The sequence below is a fragment of the Streptomyces sp. NPDC042346 genome (assembly GCF_055581845.1).
Genome location: NZ_JBVJEH010000013.1, coordinates 320,153 through 336,467, shown reverse-complemented (window position 1 = coordinate 336,467; position 16,315 = coordinate 320,153). Strand labels below are relative to the sequence as shown.

The 16,315-nt window shown below is 73.7% G+C and carries 12 protein-coding genes and 3 tRNA genes; 2 read left to right on the top strand and 13 right to left on the bottom strand.

Annotation, left to right across the window (positions count from 1 at the left end; all coding sequences use genetic code 11):
- Positions 1-141 precede the first annotated feature (141 nt).
- The 12 genes from ACZ6K0_RS38725 to ACZ6K0_RS38670 all read right to left on the bottom strand — a co-directional run bounded on the left by ACZ6K0_RS38725 (position 142) and on the right by ACZ6K0_RS38670 (position 11,510).
- The gene (locus ACZ6K0_RS38725) at positions 142-834 is read right to left on the bottom strand and encodes a GNAT family N-acetyltransferase (protein ID WP_469578367.1); all 693 of its coding nucleotides are present in this window, start codon (positions 832-834) and stop codon (positions 142-144) included.
- A gap of 221 nt (positions 835-1,055) precedes the next feature.
- Entirely contained in the window at positions 1,056-1,391 is a 336-nt protein-coding gene (locus tag ACZ6K0_RS38720; RefSeq protein ID WP_469578365.1) for a hypothetical protein, read from the bottom strand.
- A 717-nt stretch (positions 1,392-2,108) separates the two neighbouring features.
- Entirely contained in the window at positions 2,109-2,939 is an 831-nt protein-coding gene (locus ACZ6K0_RS38715; protein WP_469578363.1) for a GP88 family protein, read from the bottom strand.
- Between the two features lie 4,184 nt (positions 2,940-7,123).
- Positions 7,124-7,255, bottom strand: a complete 132-nt coding sequence (locus ACZ6K0_RS38710; RefSeq protein ID WP_469578360.1) for a hypothetical protein — start codon at positions 7,253-7,255, stop codon at positions 7,124-7,126.
- A gap of 125 nt (positions 7,256-7,380) precedes the next feature.
- Positions 7,381-7,455: transfer RNA gene (locus ACZ6K0_RS38705), tRNA-Glu, on the bottom strand.
- Between the two features lie 300 nt (positions 7,456-7,755).
- A complete protein-coding gene (locus ACZ6K0_RS38700; protein WP_469578357.1) occupies positions 7,756-7,971 on the bottom strand; it encodes a hypothetical protein in 216 nt (71 codons plus the stop codon).
- A gap of 63 nt (positions 7,972-8,034) precedes the next feature.
- The gene (locus ACZ6K0_RS38695; protein ID WP_469578355.1) at positions 8,035-8,943 is read right to left on the bottom strand and encodes a phosphatase domain-containing protein; all 909 of its coding nucleotides are present in this window, start codon (positions 8,941-8,943) and stop codon (positions 8,035-8,037) included.
- Entirely contained in the window at positions 8,943-10,037 is a 1,095-nt protein-coding gene (locus tag ACZ6K0_RS38690; RefSeq protein WP_469578352.1) for an RNA ligase, read from the bottom strand. The genes ACZ6K0_RS38695 and ACZ6K0_RS38690 overlap by 1 nt, the downstream gene beginning before the upstream one ends.
- A 281-nt stretch (positions 10,038-10,318) precedes the next feature.
- Positions 10,319-10,588, bottom strand: a complete 270-nt coding sequence (locus tag ACZ6K0_RS38685) for a hypothetical protein (protein WP_469578350.1) — start codon at positions 10,586-10,588, stop codon at positions 10,319-10,321.
- An 89-nt stretch (positions 10,589-10,677) separates the two neighbouring features.
- Positions 10,678-11,172, bottom strand: coding sequence for a hypothetical protein (locus tag ACZ6K0_RS38680; protein ID WP_469578348.1), 495 nt, complete (start codon positions 11,170-11,172; stop codon positions 10,678-10,680).
- Between the two features lie 180 nt (positions 11,173-11,352).
- Positions 11,353-11,423, bottom strand: a tRNA-Asp gene (locus ACZ6K0_RS38675).
- 11 nt (positions 11,424-11,434) lie between these two features.
- Positions 11,435-11,510, bottom strand: a tRNA-Glu gene (locus ACZ6K0_RS38670).
- Positions 11,511-11,992: 482 nt separating this feature from the next.
- Here ACZ6K0_RS38670 and ACZ6K0_RS38665 point away from each other — a divergent pair.
- Together ACZ6K0_RS38665 and ACZ6K0_RS38660 are read left to right on the top strand one after the other, a co-directional pair.
- Positions 11,993-13,774, top strand: coding sequence for a hypothetical protein (locus ACZ6K0_RS38665; RefSeq protein WP_469578345.1), 1,782 nt, complete (start codon positions 11,993-11,995; stop codon positions 13,772-13,774).
- 154 nt (positions 13,775-13,928) lie between these two features.
- Complete coding sequence (locus ACZ6K0_RS38660; protein WP_469578342.1) at positions 13,929-15,404, top strand: hypothetical protein; 1,476 nt, start codon at positions 13,929-13,931, stop codon at positions 15,402-15,404.
- Here ACZ6K0_RS38660 and ACZ6K0_RS38655 read toward each other — a convergent pair.
- Complete coding sequence (locus ACZ6K0_RS38655; RefSeq protein WP_469578340.1) at positions 15,392-16,141, bottom strand: hypothetical protein; 750 nt, start codon at positions 16,139-16,141, stop codon at positions 15,392-15,394. The two genes, ACZ6K0_RS38660 and ACZ6K0_RS38655, sit on opposite strands and share 13 nt — an antisense overlap.
- Positions 16,142-16,315: the final 174 nt, after the last annotated feature.

Below are 16,315 nucleotides of genomic sequence, written 5' to 3'. Positions count from 1 at the left end.
ACGGCGCGGCCGGCGCGCGGCCGGTGGGACAGCTCCCGGCAGCCGGCGGCGCGGGCACGGCAGACGGCGGCGGGCGACGACGACACGGAACGGGCGACGAAACCGCGAGTACGGAAGGGCCGACGCTCTCAGTGGGGATGGTCAGCGGCCGGTGAGCAGGCCGTGGAGGACGCCGTTTCGGTAGGACGTCCGTGGCGTGAGCGGGCGCACCAGGTGTCGCATCGACGGCTCCGCCGGGTACCTGATCCGCCCGATGGGGATCTCCAGGTCGAGCGGTGCCCCCGGGGGCAGCACGCTGAAGCCGTCGGCCTCGTAGTAGGGCGCGAGGTGCGGTTTGTGGGTGTGGATGCCGCCCAGCATCGCCTCGTAGCCCTTGCGGGTGTAGGCGCGGACCAGCTCGTCTACGAGGAGGTGACCCACGCCCTGACCGCGGGCGCTGTCGGCCACGGACACCGCCTCCAGCTCGACCAGCGTGCGCGCCAGCCTCAGGCAGAGAGGCCGTCCGGCACCGGCCTCCAGCGCCATCAGCCACTCCACTGGCGGTGTGGCGTGCGCGAGAGCGACGACCGGCCCGGCCGGGCCCTCCTGCGCGACGAGCAGCATGGCGGTGCCGAACTGCTCCGGCAGCCGGAAGCCGGTACACATCCGGTGAACGATCTCGCCGGCCATGCGGGGATCGAGAAAACCCACCGGCTCCAGGAGCGCGCGCACCACGTCGGGGTCGTCATCCGGGCGGGCCAGACGGATGATGTACTGCTGCTCGACCAGGCTGCCGCGGCGCGGAGCCGGGGGCGCAGACCGGCGTTCCGCACGTCGGCGAGAGGCTCGTCCCATGCCCTCCATCCTGCCGCAACATCACGCTGCGCGAGGCAGGTTGGCCGCCGAGGAGCAGCGGCTTACGGCAAGACGTCGGGCGCGCCAGGGGACCACGGTCGCCGGGGCGGGCTCTGGTACCCGGAGCCCGGGCGGTCGATGCCCTGTAGTGGGCATGCGGCAGCCGGCTAGCGGCGGAGGCGTCGCGGTGCCCGGCTCGCGCCGTCGGCGCCAGCATCGCGTCAGGCGCCCGCGGCCTCGTCCGGAACGCTCAGGGCCTCGAGCTGGCGCACCAGCGCGGTCGCCGTGGCCAGGGACTGGTCCAGGTCCGCCGTCGCCACTGGATCGCGCAGGTCGTCCTCGGTGTGCAGGGCCGCGAGCTCCTTCAGGCTGTCAGCAGCCTCACGGGCCTGGGCCACCTCCGGTCCCGGGCCCGCGTACGTACGCCCCGCGAGCCGGCATGCGATCTCCTCGGTCTTCTCCTCCACGTCCACCAGCAGCTCGGCTCGGTAGGACAGTTGCTGCAGGCGCGCCCGCGGGTCCGGATCGGTGCAGTCGGTGACGACGTCGACGCTCATGCCGGCACTGTAGCGCCGCCGCTCCGCCTCTCCGGCCGGAAGCCCCGAACGGCATCGGGACGCAGAGGCGGGCACCGGACCGGCGTACAACGGGGCATCAGCGGCCCCAGGGGAGACGAAGCTGCTCGGTGGCGGTGAGGCGGCCCCGGTCGGGAGCGGGGAAGGGCTGGACGGCGTCGAGGACCGAAAGCCGCGCACCAGGACAGGCTGGTGGCGGCGGCCGCGAGGTCACCGGTACCGATCTCGTGCCGCGGAACCCGGTCCACGGCCGCACACCGCCACCAGCAGGCTCCGGGCCGCACCCGGTGCCGGCGCGGGGGCGCCGGTGAACGCGGCGCAGGCGGCCGGACGGGGCAGGCGGTGCCGGGCGATGGCGCGCGGGAGATGCCGGACGGAGGACGCGGTCGAGCGGCCAGCGCGGCGACGGCGCGACGGCCGGTCGCGGCGTGAGCGATCTGGACGTCCGGCAGGCGGCGCCGGGCGGGCCCGAGCTCGCAGCGCTCGAACGGTACGGGGGTTGAAGGGGGCGGGTCCGTACGGCACGGGCGTCGGGAGCAGTTCGGTGACGCGGCCCACGGGCGGGTCCTTCGGGACCCGCCCGGTGGGCCGGCGCCCGGGGCCGCGGGCAGCACGCCGGCGGGTGTGGGCCGGCTCCCCCTTCCGCGGCGCAGCCGGGAAGGGGGAGCCGGGCTGTACGGGCCCCGGGTGCCCGCGGGTTCAGTCGGCCTGCGGCCGGCGAGGGGCGGGCCCCCTCTCCCGCCGGCGGCCGCGCTTGTCGGCGTTGGCCGCTCGCTGAAGTGCGCGGAAGGTCCGGCCGCCCTGCCGTTTCTTCAGGTGGGGGATGTTGTTCGCTGCCAGGCCGAGCGTGGGCGGCCCGTACACCGCGCGCAGATCCGATGGCGTCTGCGAGGTGTAGCCGGCGGCCTCGAGCGACTCCTCGTCGGGGAAGACGTCAGCGTGCGCGTGGTGCACCGGGTCGATCAGATCGTCCTGGGTGCCGCCGTAGCTGTAGCGCCAGCGGAAGTTGGCGGGCGGGTCGGGCCGCACCCACTTTTCCATGAGCGCGACCTGCTTGGTGTAGCTGTAGAAGGTCACGTGCGGGGCGCTGCGGAAGATCCGCAGCCACGCCTGCAAGTACGGCAGGGACCAGTAGTCGCCGGCGTCGTGGACCCTCACGTGAACCGTGCCTCCGTCGGCGGCGCGGTAGCGGCGGTGGGTCAGCTCCTGGGTCATCTGCGCTTCCCAGCCAGGCAGGTCGTCCATGACGTACTGCAAGTTGCGCTGGTGCGCCGCCAGGACGGTGCCCCGCTGGAAATGTCCCGCCCTCGCGTAACACAAATCGGCGCAAACCCCGGCAGTCGGGCAGGCGTTGTAGCGGCGCCCGTCGGGCAGCTCGCCCTCGTAGGCCGGCAAGCTCCACTTGTAGATGCGCTCCGAGGCGCAAGCGGAACGCATCGGCAGCAGCAGGAACCGGGGGCGCCGGACGGCGCCGGCGTCGGCGCCGTCTGCCGGGTCGGTCCCGGTCACGGAACGCGCGGTGTCGTTCACCTCTGTCCTCCCGTCGTCGGATGTTCACGGCCCGTACGGGCGTGGGGATGGGGCCGGGCCGGCATGGCCGGCGGCGTCACCCGGGGCGGAGCCGGGCTCCGGCGGGCCGGCGGTGCGGCAGGTGATGGGAGCGCTGGGCTCGTCATGTGGTCGATGGGCAGTGGGTCCTCCCTGGCCGGCGGATACGTGTGCGGCCGGGGTTCCGGTCCGCATGGGCAGTGACCATGGGAGGTCGTGCCTGTGGACAGAAACCGGCGATCGCGCGGCCCGGTCCGACGGCCGGGCCCGGACGGCGCCCGCCACCGGGGCAGTCCGCGCCGGGTGGCCGGGGGGGGTCACCACGCCGTACGGCGCCAGGTGCTGCGGACGCCGCGAGGTGTGCGTGCCCCGCGTCTTCCAGCGGTGCGGAAGGGCGGCGCGCGGCAGGGGGACACCACAGGCCTGGCAGACACAGGCGAGCCGGGCGGCGGCCGGGCGGCTGCGGGGGTGGACGAACGGCGGCGAGCACCAGCACCTTCCCGGGCCAGCGGTGCCGGGGCGGCCGGCAGCGGCCCGGCACGCGGGAGCATGGGGGGACCGGGGGCGTCCGGACAGTGCGCCGGAACCGGGACCAGGCGGCGGGCCGGGCCCGGCCCGGAACAACGACCGGCGACCGGACGCACAGGCGACGCCGGAGCCAGGCCGGGCGACGACCGGCGCACCGGGTCAGGCGACACCGTGAAGAGCGCGGACAGGGCCGACGGCCGAGCCCCGGGGGCAAGCGGCGCCGGGCGGCCGCGGGCAAGACGGGCTCGGGCCGAGACAGCGAGGCGGGGGCCAAGGCGCAGCGGGGCGCGCGGCAGCGAGCAGCAGCACCTCACCTGCCGCAGCGGCGCAGCACGGCGGCGAGCGGACGGCGACCGCCGGGCGGCAACCGGCCGGGCCCGGACCGGCGGACAGCGGGGCGGACGACGGCCGCGGGCGCCAGGCGGACAGCGGGGCGGAGGCGAGCACCAGTACCTCCTCCCGGCGCCGGCGCGCGGACGGCGCGGACGCCGGCGGCGTCGGGACGGCGCGACGGGGACGCCGCAACCGGGACCAGGCGGCGGGCCGGGCCCGGCCCGGAACAACGACGGTGGACCGGACGCACAGGCGACGCCGTGGCCGAGGCGGGCGGCCGGCGGCGGACCGGCGCGCGGCACGAGCAGCAGAACAGCGCCGGCAACGACCACGGGGGGCCCGGCGGCCGCGGGGGCCGGCGGCCAGCAGCCCCTCTCTGGGACAGCAGCCGGCGCGGGGCGGGCGCGCGACCGCGTCGAGCGGCGCGCAAACCAGGCACCGCGACGGCGGCCGGCTTGGAGGAGCTCGCGCCCGGCGACGCCGCAGGACGACGCCGGACTCACGGGTCGGCGGCGAGGCCGCGGCCCGGCGGGCCCGTACGGCCTCATCCCGGAAACCACGCCGGGCGGCACCGCGGCTGGGCGACGCCAGCGGCGGCGGCGCGGTCGGGCCCGGGGCGGACACCCGGGAGCGCGGCGGGCGGCGAGCGGGCGGTACGGCGCCAACGCGGCACAGCGGCGAAACGACGGCGGGCCCGGACCGGCGAACGGCGGCGGCACGGCCGGACGGCGCGGCCGGCCGGACGGCGAGGCCGGACGGCCGGCGAGGCCGGACGGCCGGCGAGGCGTAGCGGCGAGGAAGGCGGCCGGGCGGCGGTCCGCACGGGGCCGTGGCGACGCGGCGCGGCGGCACCCGGGGCGCAGTAGAGCAGGACGGCGCGGGGGCGGGCGACGGACGTCGGGCCCGGGCAGCGGAGGCAGCGACGGGCGGCGCGGACGCCGGGCAGCAGCAGCGGCCTCGAACAGCGGCCGGCCCGGCACCATGCAGCGCTGGAGCAGCGGGCAGCACCACGGCAGCCAGACCGGCCCCCGGCGGCGGGCGGCGCAGCACCAGGAGCAGCAGTACCTCCTCCCCCCAGGAGCGCGGCCGGCGCAGCACGGCAGCGAGCAGCGGCGGGCCCGGGAGCCGGCGACGCACGACGGGCCGGGGCGCGGCCGCCGGCGGGAGCGCGGCACGTCGGCGGGGCACCGGGGCAAGTCACCACCACGACCGGACCAGGTGTCGAGCAGTGAGCGGAGGCGTACGGGCCGAACGGCGGATACCGGGCGGGCGGCAGGCGGGCGCGGGCGGGGCCGACGGACTGGCCCGGCGGCACGGCGGCACGGCGGCACGGCGGCACGGGCGCGGCGGCACGGGCGCGGCGGCACGGGCGCGGCGACGACCCGGCGGCGGAACCCGAACGGACACGGACACCGGACACGGACACCGGACGCGGGCACCGGACGCGGGCACCGGCAGAACGGCACAGGCCCGGCCACGAGCACCACCCCGGCCGGACCGGACGGCGAGCAGGAACAGCAGGACGCCAAGTTCGGCGGAACCCGGACGGACACGGCCTCCAGGCGGCCGGCAGGCGAGGGGTGTCACGCTGTCACGCCCGGCACCCGGACAACCGGCAAACACGAAAATCCGCAGGTCAGAGCACGTTTCCAGCGGGCGTGACAGCCGGACGTGACACCAGAACGTGACAGGGACCCAGAACGAGCAGCCAGCGGCACCGGCGCGGCGGCGGACGGCGGCGCGGCCGGGCGGCGAACCGCAGGGCCGCGGGCGGCGGGCACCGGCGGCAGGGGCCGGGCGGCGGTGCGACGGACCCGGGCGGTAGGCGACACGGCCTGACGGCGGGCCGGGGCCGGACAGCGGGCGCCGGGGGGCAGGCGCCGGACCGGGGTGCGGCGGGAGCGGCACCGGCGCGGCGGCGGCACGCGGCGGCGAGCGAGGCCGGGCGCGTGGCAGGGCCCGGCGGCGGCACCACGGCGGGACGGAGCGCGCCCAGGGCCGGACAGCGCAGGCGCGGCGGGACGGTAGAGCCCCGGGACCGGGCGGCCGGCGGCCGGCACCGGCGACAGGACGACGGCGGCCAGGAACAGGGGCAGACACGGCACGACCCGGGCCCGGACAGCGGCACCACGACGGGACGACAAGACGGCGGGCGCCGGGGCCCCGGCGGCGGCCGGAGGCGCGGGGTCGTGAGGCGGCGGCCGGAGGCGATGGCGCGTAGCCGGGCAGAGGACGACGGGCGGCCGCGCGGCGGCGTGAGCGCGGCACGGCCGGACGGGGCAGTCACGGCCGGACGGCGAGCAGCACCCCCCCGGGAGGACACCAGCGCGACCACGACCGACGCAGCAGGAGCAGCAGCAGCCCCGGAGACAACAGCAGCGACCACGACCACGAGCAGCACGAACAGCAGGAGCAGCAGGAGCAGCAGCGCCGGGGCACAGCAGCGGCGAAGGCAGGCAGCCGGACACGACAGCAGCAGCAGCAGCGGGCCCGGGGAACCGGGCAGCGAGGACGCCGCGGCGCCGGACAGCAGCACCGGCAGAGACGAGCGCCGCACACCCCCCGCCGGACCCGGCAGGCAGCGGACGCGGACGGCCGGACCGGGAGGCGGACCCGACGGGCGGCGGCGGTGCCGGCGACGGCGAGGGGCCGGACGGCGGGCGGGCGACGGACCGGGAGGCGGCGGGCGAGGGGGCGGGCGGCCGTCACCGGCACGGACCGCGGGGCCGGCGGACCCGGCGGGGGCAGCCGGGCCGGACGGCGGCACCGGCGGCGCGGGCGACGGGCCGAGGGCGGCGGGGACGGGGCGGCGGGCCGACACGGGCGGCGGGGGGCAGCGCGCCCCGGGGTGCGGCAGGCGGGCGGACGCCGGCGACGGCGAGGAGCCGGACGGCAGCAGCGCGACGCGGCGGACCGGGCCGGACGGCGGCACCGGCGGCGGGGCACGGCGGGCCGAGGGCGGCGGGAGCGGCAGAAGGCGGCGGCACCGGCACGGACGCGGCGGCGGCAGCCGAGCCGGACGGCGCGCGGCGGCGCGGGCGGCGGGCCGAGGACGGCCAGGCGAGAGGGTGTCACGCTGTCACGCCCAGCACCCGGAAGACCGACAAACAAGGAAAACCCCAGTTCAGAGCACATTTCCAGCGCGTGACAGCCGGACGTGACACCAGAACCAGAACCAGCGGCCGACGACACAGCGCAGCGGCGGGGCCAGAAAGCATGGCGGGCCCCTCTGGGAAGGGGCCCGCCCGCCTGACTGGAGATCGTCCCAGACCCTGGAAGGGCACTGGCGGAAATCCGGATGCTGGTTAGCGAGACGTCATGATGAGAAGCGTGGCATGCAGCAGCAGCGTGGCGGAAACCAGTGCCGACCCGAGGAAGATCACCAGCGCCAGACGCTGGATCTCCGACTTGTTCGAGCTGATATCAGTGTCCTTCACAGGCAGTCTCCTAGTAGGTGAATCAGGGCGTTGCGAATTGACAGGTCACGGCGGGCGGTCTCTGCCATGCGGGCTCGGCCCGGAGCGGCCGATCCAGACCGCGCGGCGCTCAGTGACGCCGCCAGTTCCCTCGGCGGGATTCGAACCCGCGGTCTCCCCGCTGAGAACGGGGCGAGATGAGCCGGACTACTCCACGAGGGCGTGGGCTTCGCGGGAGGCGCCACCCTCCGCTTTGACTCTTCTAATTTAACTCATATTGCTATTTACGTCAACCTAAAAGGGTCAATGGCGGGCGGTGAAGGACCCCGAGAGCGACTTCCCAATAGTCACGACACCAGGTAGTGAACCCAGGACAGGGCCGGAGACTCAACAGCATCTACCTCGAAGGCACGGAGCCGGTAAGAGCAAAGGGACCGAAGGGACCGAAGCCGAACTCGGCGGCCGTACGGACGGCGGGGCCAAGTAGAAGGCGGAGGGCAGGCGGCGTCCCCTCCGGGCGTTCAGAGCGGCTGCCGGCGGCGGGCGAGCTGGGGCGCGTCGACGGGCACGGACGCGGGCCGGCCGGGGCGGGGCGGACCCGGCAGGGCGGGGGCGGGCGAGCGGCGGCGGACGGCGGCGGGCCGAGGGCGGCGGAACGGCGCGGACGGGAGCAGCACCGCCCCCGGGACGGCAACGGCGGTCCAGCAGCACAGGGACCAGTCGGCGCGACGGAACACCGGACCGGGGACCAGGCAGACAACGGGACCGCTCGGACGGGCGGCAGGCGCCAGGCGGCGGTGTCAGAAGTCGCCGTCGGCGACCTGAAGAACGGTGAGTCCGAGGGCCCGCCACGCCTGGACCACCTGCGTGCGGTCATCGAGGACGCAGGTGACGTCATAGGCGTCGCGTACGTGGGCTTCGAAGAGCTCGACCTTCACGATCGAATCCTTGCGGAAGTCGCCGGCGGGCCGCATGAAGGGTCCGTCGTACGGGACGCCGACGTGTTCGTTCAGCCATGCCTCGGTGGCGGTCCGGCAACTGTCGGTCCGGCCGGAGAGGAACACGATGCGCCGGCCATCCGTGTGCAGGGCCCGTACGACGCTGATCACAGGAGCGTTGGGGAGGTCCTGGTGCACCCGGGTTTCGTCGAAGGGGCTACGGCCGTCCATCAGGGCGACGGTCCCGTCGATGTCCACCAGGACGGCCTTGGGGCTGTCGGGCTTCGGCTCGTACTGCACCCCCACCGGAGCAGCCACGCGGACTTCCTCCGGCATGGGAAGCGGCGACGGCTTGCCCGCCAGGAAGCGCTGGTGCAGGCTGCGGATGGTGTCCTCACCGACAGACGTCTCGCGTACCGCGTCGCGCTCCACGCAGGTCTCCAGCGGGACGTGGGTGAAGTCGTGCACCTGGAGCTCGGCGCAGGCCCGGTCGGCGAGGCGGGCCAGGTCGCGGGCGATGCGCTGCGGCAGGTTGGTGTCGTCGCAGACCACGTCGTAGCCCTGGCGCAGCAGCGTGAGGATCGTCGCGTCGCGGACTGCCATCACGCGCTTCTCGGTGACGCCCTTGATGTGCTCGCTGGAGTCGAGCATGGCACGCAGGTCGTCGCGGTTGACGCGCACCCGGTCCGCGCGGTTCTCGGCGGTCCAGGTACGTGCCCAGGTGGTCTTGCCGCTCGCGGGCAGGCCGCGGGTGAAGTGCAGGGTGGGCATCAGGAGTTGTCCTCGGTGGTGTTGACGGGGCGGACGTCGGCCTCGGGGCGCAGGGTGCGCCAGATCTTGGCCGACGGGTCGCCGCCGTCCAGGAGCATGAACAGCCAGGCCCGCACCGGCGAGCGGCTGGCGATCATCGCGTACGGCTTGCGGTCCTTGGGGGTCCACCCATGCGGCAGCGCCGCCAGGATGCGCTGGTGCTCGGCGCGGGCCTCGGCGAGGATCGCGTCGCGCCGCGCGGTCAGGTCGGCCGCGATGTCCTTGACCCAGTCGTGGAACTCGTCGGGCAGGCCGTCGCAGATCTCGGCTACGGTGTCGCCCGCGCCGAGCCGCTCCCAGACCGCACGGGCGTTGAGCCCGGTGATGATCCGGTGCAGGGCCACGTAGTCGTCCTGCTTGATCTTGATCATGGCGTTGTCGCGGCCGGGGAAGCGCAGCACGAAGCCCTCGGCCCCGTGGCGCGGCGGCGCGGCCAGGGCGTCGGCGAGCGTGTTGAAGGCGAAGGTGTCGACGCGGGGGCCGTCCCACGGCAGCTCGTCGGCGGGCAGCGGGGTGCCAGTGGCGATGTCGACGCCGCCGAGCAGTACCAGGTCGTCCAGGGTTCCGTAGTCGCAGACGATCCGGTTCTCCGGGAAGATGATCTCGAAGAGGTAGGTGACGCCAGGCTTGATCGAGGCGGTGTCGGCGTAGCGCTCCTGCCAGATCCTCGTCGCGTGCAGCGCCTGATCGGAGGCGAACGAGCCCCGGGTCGCGATGGCGTGGCCGCCATCGGGCAGCGGGTAGAGGATGCCGAGCGAGCCGTCGAGCTTGTCGGTCACCACGACCGTGTCGTCCAGGTCGAAGGTGCCCTCGGGGTGCTCGGAGTAGTTGAAGAACTTCGCGTACGGCCGGGCGAGGATCCGCCCCTGGCGGTCGATGACCAGCCCGCGGCACTGCCGGGTGACCTCGTTCCACTCCCGCTCGAACACGGCCTTCTCCGCGTAGTTGAAGATACGCAGCGGCAGTGTGAGGTGGGCCTGCTCGCGGATGTAACCGGCATCGAGGCTGCGCGCGAGAAGAACGGGGTCGAGCAGGTCATCTATGTGGGAATACATCGCCTCTCCTGGGCTGGGACGGAACGACCGATCGTGCACGTGCGGCGGTGCCGGGCGCATACGGATTTCTCGGGACTGGACGCCGGTGCGAACTGTTCGGCTGGGGCCCCCGGAACCTTGTTCTCTAATGTACTCAAATAGGGATGGTAAGTCAACTTTTAAGGGTCGAGCAGGCCGGTCCCCGGCCCGATGAGCGGACGCCCCCAGGCGCCGAGCGGGCCGGTTCGCATCGGGATTCACGCCGCCCAGAGGGGACACCACAGTGCGGTGGGCGTAGTCGCTCAAGCCCGCCCGTCGTCCAAGGCCGAGCGGCAGTCCTCGTTGCTGCACAGGTCCTCGAGAGGCGTGCCATCGACCTGGTCGAGCTCGCCGCCCCCCGGTTCCAGGCTGACCGCGGTGAGGCGGTGGCCGTCGAGGGTCGTCAACTTCGGTTCGAGCTCTTCATTCTCAAGGCAGCACCGATGCACGTCGGCTTCGGCTTCGCTGCGGGCAGTGACCTGAATCATCACGGTGGCGCCGTACTTGTAGGAGTAGACGGTCAGCTGAGTCAACGAGGTGTCCTGACTACAAGAGGGTGTTCGGGAATCCTTGGCTCACCGGCTGCCAGGGGCGTCATCAGGTGCCGGCCCCCGGGTGCGCTTCACTCGTCTGCCTCCTCGTCCCCGTCATCGTCGAATTCGGTGTCGGACTCGTCGCCGGACCAGCAGCGGGCGCAGAACCAGGCCGATGCGGCCAGCTCTGACGACCTGTTGCTCATGCCGGGGTGGGTTGCCTGCGTTGCCTCGAAGAGTCGCTCAGTGCTGTGCGAGCAGGACTCGCAGCGCAGGATGGCGATCGACTGGTGGACCAGACTGCGGCGCGTCATCTCGCGGCGCAGCGCGTGCGTGTACTCGTAGACGGCGCGGCTGTTGTCCCCCATGAGCTCGATGAGCTGGAGGCTGCGGATCAACGTTGCGTTGTCCATGCGCTCCCGGGCGGCGCGCGTCATGCCGTACCGCGCGAACCGGTCGGCCTTGGTGCGCAGCGCGGTGAACTCCTCTGCTTCCGGGGCGCGGTAGCCGTCCGGTGGCCAGAGCCGCATCCGGGGCGCGAAGGTCGCCGCCATCCAGGCCCAGGGCGCAAACGGGTCCGCCATCACCCGAGCGTCTCGATCGTGGTCCATCGGGGGCTGGTGCAGCGCGGTGGTCTTCCTGGTCAGGGACAAAGAACGACTCCGGAAAGCGGGTCGAGGGTGGACGACAGGCAAGAAGGGGTGTCGGCGGTCGCGGCCCCGGCGGGGCCATCGCCTCCAGGCCTCGCGAGAGGGCTCTGTGAGCGCTCCTGCGGGGACTCGAACCCCGTTTACCGGACTGACAACCCGGTGCCCTACCTATGGACGACAGGAGCCTGCGTTAGCGTGCCCTCGGCGGGATTCGAACCCGCGGTCTCCCCGCTGAGAACGGGGCGAGATGAGCCGGACTACTCCACGAGGGCGTGGGCTTCGCGGGAGGTGCCACCCCCCCCCCTTGACTCTTTTAATTTAACCCATTTCGCCACTTACGTCAATTCAAAAGGGTCAACGATGGGTGACGAAGGACCCTGAGAGCGACTTCGTAATAGCGCGACATCAGGCAGCGAACCCAGGACAGGGCCGGAGACTCACCATCATCTGCCCCGGAGGCACGGAGCCGGCAAGGGCAAAGGGACCGAAGGGACCGAAGGATCCAGGAACAGGCACGGCGGATCCCGGACGGCGCCAAGGGCAGGACGGCGGGGCCAAGTAGAAGGCGGAGGGCAAGCGGCGTCTCCTCCGGGCGGTCAGAGTGGCTGCCGGCTCGTAACGGACGGAAGGCAGCGCGGCGCAGGAGCGGTCCAAGCCCGGTGTCCCTCCCGATAGTGTCGGGTCGGCGGAAGCTGACCGGCGGGTCGGATCGCTGTGGCTTCTCGTACGGCAGCGGATATGGAAAAGGGGTTCCGTGGAGGGCCTGGAAGATCTGAGGGGTCTCCTCACGGAGATGGCGGGCCAGTACGCCCGGGAGGACGGAGACAGCGGCCCCGCCCTGATGGCGCTCGGCGGCATCGGGGGGCAGGAGGGCGAACGGGTTGTGGACCTGGATGCTCCGATGCTGGGCCACTCCACACGCGAGATCCGTGACCTGCTCAAGCGCGGCGACTCCTTCGGACTGCACGTCCGGGACGCCCAGCGGGCCGTGCACCTGAACCGGGCAGGGTGCCTGGCGCTGCTGGCCGCCCTCGTCGGCGCCGGACACCTGACCGCGCCCGATGACCTCGACCAGCCCCAGCACTGCTACAACTGCTTCACCGAGGACTGCGAGTACCCCGACTACCGGACCTGGACGCTGACGCCCGCGGGGCGGAGCCTGGCCCATGCCTCCGGCCGCAGGCCGTCCACCCGCAAGAACGCCGACGCGCTGGCCGCCAAGGTCGTCAAGGCCGCCCGGGCGGTCAACTCGGATCCCGATGCGACGCTGTGGTGGGTCAAGGAGATCCGCGCTGTCGGCGCCTACGCCGATCCCGGCCGGGAGTCGCTGCTGCACGTCGATCTCGCCGTGGAGCTCCGGCCGCGCCTGGACGACCCCCACGAGCAGCGCAAGGCCGAACAGCGCCTTCACGATGCCGCCCGCGACCACGGGGAGCGGCAGCGGGTGCTGGACATGGGCGGGTACGGCCACTGGCGTACCCGGCTCGCGCTCGCCGGGCGCAGCAAGGTCGTCCGGCTGTTCGAGTCGGTCCGGGGCGTTGAGCGGAGGGTGCTGTTCGAGGAGGAGCGGGAGCTGACCGTCTCCACGAAGACGACCGTGCCCTATCAGCGACCGGCGGAGGTGCCGTTGACGTCCTGTTCGTGGTGCGGGCGGCAGGGTGAGGCGGCGCGCGTTGCCCAGCGCGGGGCCCCTCTGGCTTCCTCCCCTGTCGGGCTGTGCGAGCAGTGCCTGTCGCTGGGCTGGGCCGATGATCTCCAGTACCAGGGCTCGATCGAGGTGTGGCCGTGGGGTGCGGTCCGCAGGCTGCGCCCGGCGCTGGCCGAGGAGCCGTTGCACACGTCCGGGTGCGCGCTGTGTGGCCGCGAGGACGTGGTGGAGCGGCCGTGGTGGCCGGGCGATCACCGCGACGGGTCCGGCGGTGACGAGCCGGTCGTGCTCCGGTTGTGCGACGTGTGCCCGGGGCTGCTGGAGCTGGTCGACTCCCCTGGCCGGGACGGCATGTGGTGTGCCCGGCACGAGCACGCGTGCATGGTCGGCATGCGCGCCCTGCTGTGGCGCCGGGCCGGCGTCGAGGAGGTGCCCCCGAGCGCGCGGAAGGCCCGTAAGCGGCCGCGGCTGACCGCGCTGCACCGGGACGTTCTGGCCCGGGTGGAGGATCACGGGGCGCTGTCGGCCGTGGACCTGGCCCGCGCACCGATCAGCCAGATCCACCAGGACTCGCGCTGGTGGATGGTGCGGCTGGCCCACCTGTTCGACCACCGCCTCGTCGCCGAAGTCCGCGACGGCGGCGATGAGGCCCGGGGGCTTGTGCGGGCTACCAGCGACCTCGAGCGGGATCTGGAGGCCCAGCTGGATGCGCTGTACCGGCCGGGCCCGGTCTGGGACGGGGAGCGGGTACTCGAACCCGCGCCGCCCGCAGGCTGGGCCGAACTGCGCGACAGCGCGGGCCAGGAGGCCGCCAGGCTGGACCGGGAAGCGTTGCGGCGGCGCGCGGATCACCCCGTTCCGCAGGCCGAGCGCGGCCGTTGGGGGTAGTCGCCGGTACCCGTCGTAGTGCGGGTGATGGTTGGGCGAAGTGGCTGGCTGCCGCTTCGTCGCCTCCTATGCTCAATGCTGCGGTGCGTACGGTCGTCGGAGCGGCCGCCACACCGGATCCCAGCATCCATTGACCGGCAGGAGCCCAGCGGCAATGTCTCACGCTTCCCCGTCCCGGGCCGGGCTGGCCACCACCGCCTTCGGAGTGTCTTCGACGGGACGGGACCTGGTCGCCACCGTGTCCGCGTTCTGCGGCTTCTCCGCCCCCGGCGAGGGCCTCGCGGAGCGCCTGGTCGCCGAAACGTTCGCCGCGCTGGACCAGGTGCCCCTTGATGTCCGCCTGTACGTCCATGACCTGCAGGACACGGCCGAGAAGTGGCCGGCCCTGCCGATCACGCTGCCGCCGACACCGTGGCAGGCCGCCACCCTCGTCGACGACCTGGCCGCGCTGGTCACAGATCTGTCGGTGGCCGAACTGCGCGAGGCAGCCGAGGGCTTGGCGCTCACCCGCGGCGACGTCGCCCAGGCCCACGACGAGCCCGTCCTCACCCAGGTCTGGGCGGCGCTCGACAAACCGGTGCCCGATGTTGCGGCACTGCCACGGGACCGCCGCGCCCGGGAGGCCGCGCTGCTCCAACTGTTCGACCACCTGGACCCGCGCGAGTGGACTGCCGAGCAGACCGGCGCCGTTCGCAAGGCCCTCCTGATCCGCCTGGCCTGCCTCGGCGACGCCCTGCTGCGCGTCTCCGCCCTTTCACCCGCCCACCTGGACTGGCAGGGGGACAGCGAAGGGCTCACCGCAGTGGTGCCGGTTCCCGGAGCGCCCCAGCCCCCGGAGGCGCGGGTCGCCGCTGAAGCCGTCGAACCGCACCCCTTCACCTCGTGGGACGAGCCCATGTGGGGATCCTCCGAGACCGGCGCTTCCCACGAATACTGGCGCTGGACGGTGGGGTGGCGTTCCGCCGACGGCGTGTTCCACAGCGACGCCGGAAGCACCGAGGCGAGCGAAGCCGCGGCGCGGTTCGGCGCAGAGCAGACCCTCGCCGCGTACGCCGCACAGGCATCGACGGTGCGCCAACGGCTTCGCCACCGCCTGCTGGTGCCGCGGCAGCCCGGCACGCTGTCCATGAGCGACCCCGCCGTCCTGGTGCTGGGACTGCGACCGCTGCTTCAGGCGGTCTGCGACGAGTACCGCTCCGAGACGAGCCGGCCGGAGGACGCGACCGGGTGGCGGGTCGTGCCGCATCAGGACGAGGACAAGGAGTGCGGCCTCGTCACGATCCTCCTCGACGACTGCTCCCTGCCTCACCCCGAGCTCGGCGACCCGGCCAACACCGCCGACCCGGCCGACCCCGCGTTCGAGGACTTCCTGCACTCCCACGCCGTCGTCCTCACCCCGCCCGCCCGCACCTACCTGGCTGGGCTCTCCCAGGCCGGCCCCGGCGTACTCCCGCTACACCGGCGCCACGAGGCGGCGATGCGTACGGTCCTCGCCGTCGGCGGGGAGGCGGCCGACCTGCTGGCCGCCGACACTGGTCCCCTGCCCGACGGCATGGCCTGGATCGACCTGTTGGACGTCGCGGCGCTGGAGGAGTTCCTCACTGCCACGGAGCCCGATCAGCCCCGGTGACCTCCCGGGCCGGCCAAGGCCGGTGCGTACGCCAGGCCGATGACCGTGGCGTCGTCGCGGTAGCCCTCGGCGTCGGCCTCAGCGGCAGCGACCAGGGCATCGGCCAGGGCCTGGGGCTCCGCCGCGTGCGCGCGGCACAGCGCCTCCATCCATTCATGGCCCACCTGATCGGAGACGCCGTCGGTCACGAGCAGGACCAGGCGGACGGCCGCGGGGATCTGCGCCTCACGGCACATCGCCGCGCCCGCCTGCGCGAGACCGGTCCTCGACCAGTTGTCGTGGTGCTCCGCGATCTCCACAGCCACGCCGTTGCGGCGCAGGTACTCGCCCATCGTCTGGTCGGTGCTCCACCGGGTGAGCACGGTGCCGTCCCAGCCGTAGGCGCGGCAGTCTCCGATCCAGTGGATCGTGGTGGGCTGACCCGGCTCCATGCGGGCGTAGACGGCGGAGGCGTGCGGCGGGGTGTCGTAGGCGTGGGCCATCTGTCCTGCGGTGGTCAGGGCGGCCAGTCCGCCCATGGTCATCCCGATGTGGGTGATGACCGGCGGCGTGATGCGGGCGTAGCGGACGACGGCCGCGTCGTGTCCCGCGCCGTCGACGACGGCCGCGCACACCCGGCCCCCGCGCCGCTGGACGTCATACCCGTCCGCACACGGCGGCTCGGTGCCCGGACGCTGCGCCATCCCCACCCTGATCGCCGGCATGTCCGCCGCGCGGTCGGTACTCGTCTCGGTCATCGCTTCTCCTTCTTCGTGTCGGCTGGGCCAGGTAGGCCCGTCCTGTATCCAGTCAGGAGAAGAAGTGCATCAACGAGTCCAAGGGAGTGGGAATCTGAGGCCACTGGGACAGAAGTCACGACCGCCGACATGTGGGCCGGCATACCTCATGAAGGCGGGCGCACCGGGGCGGCG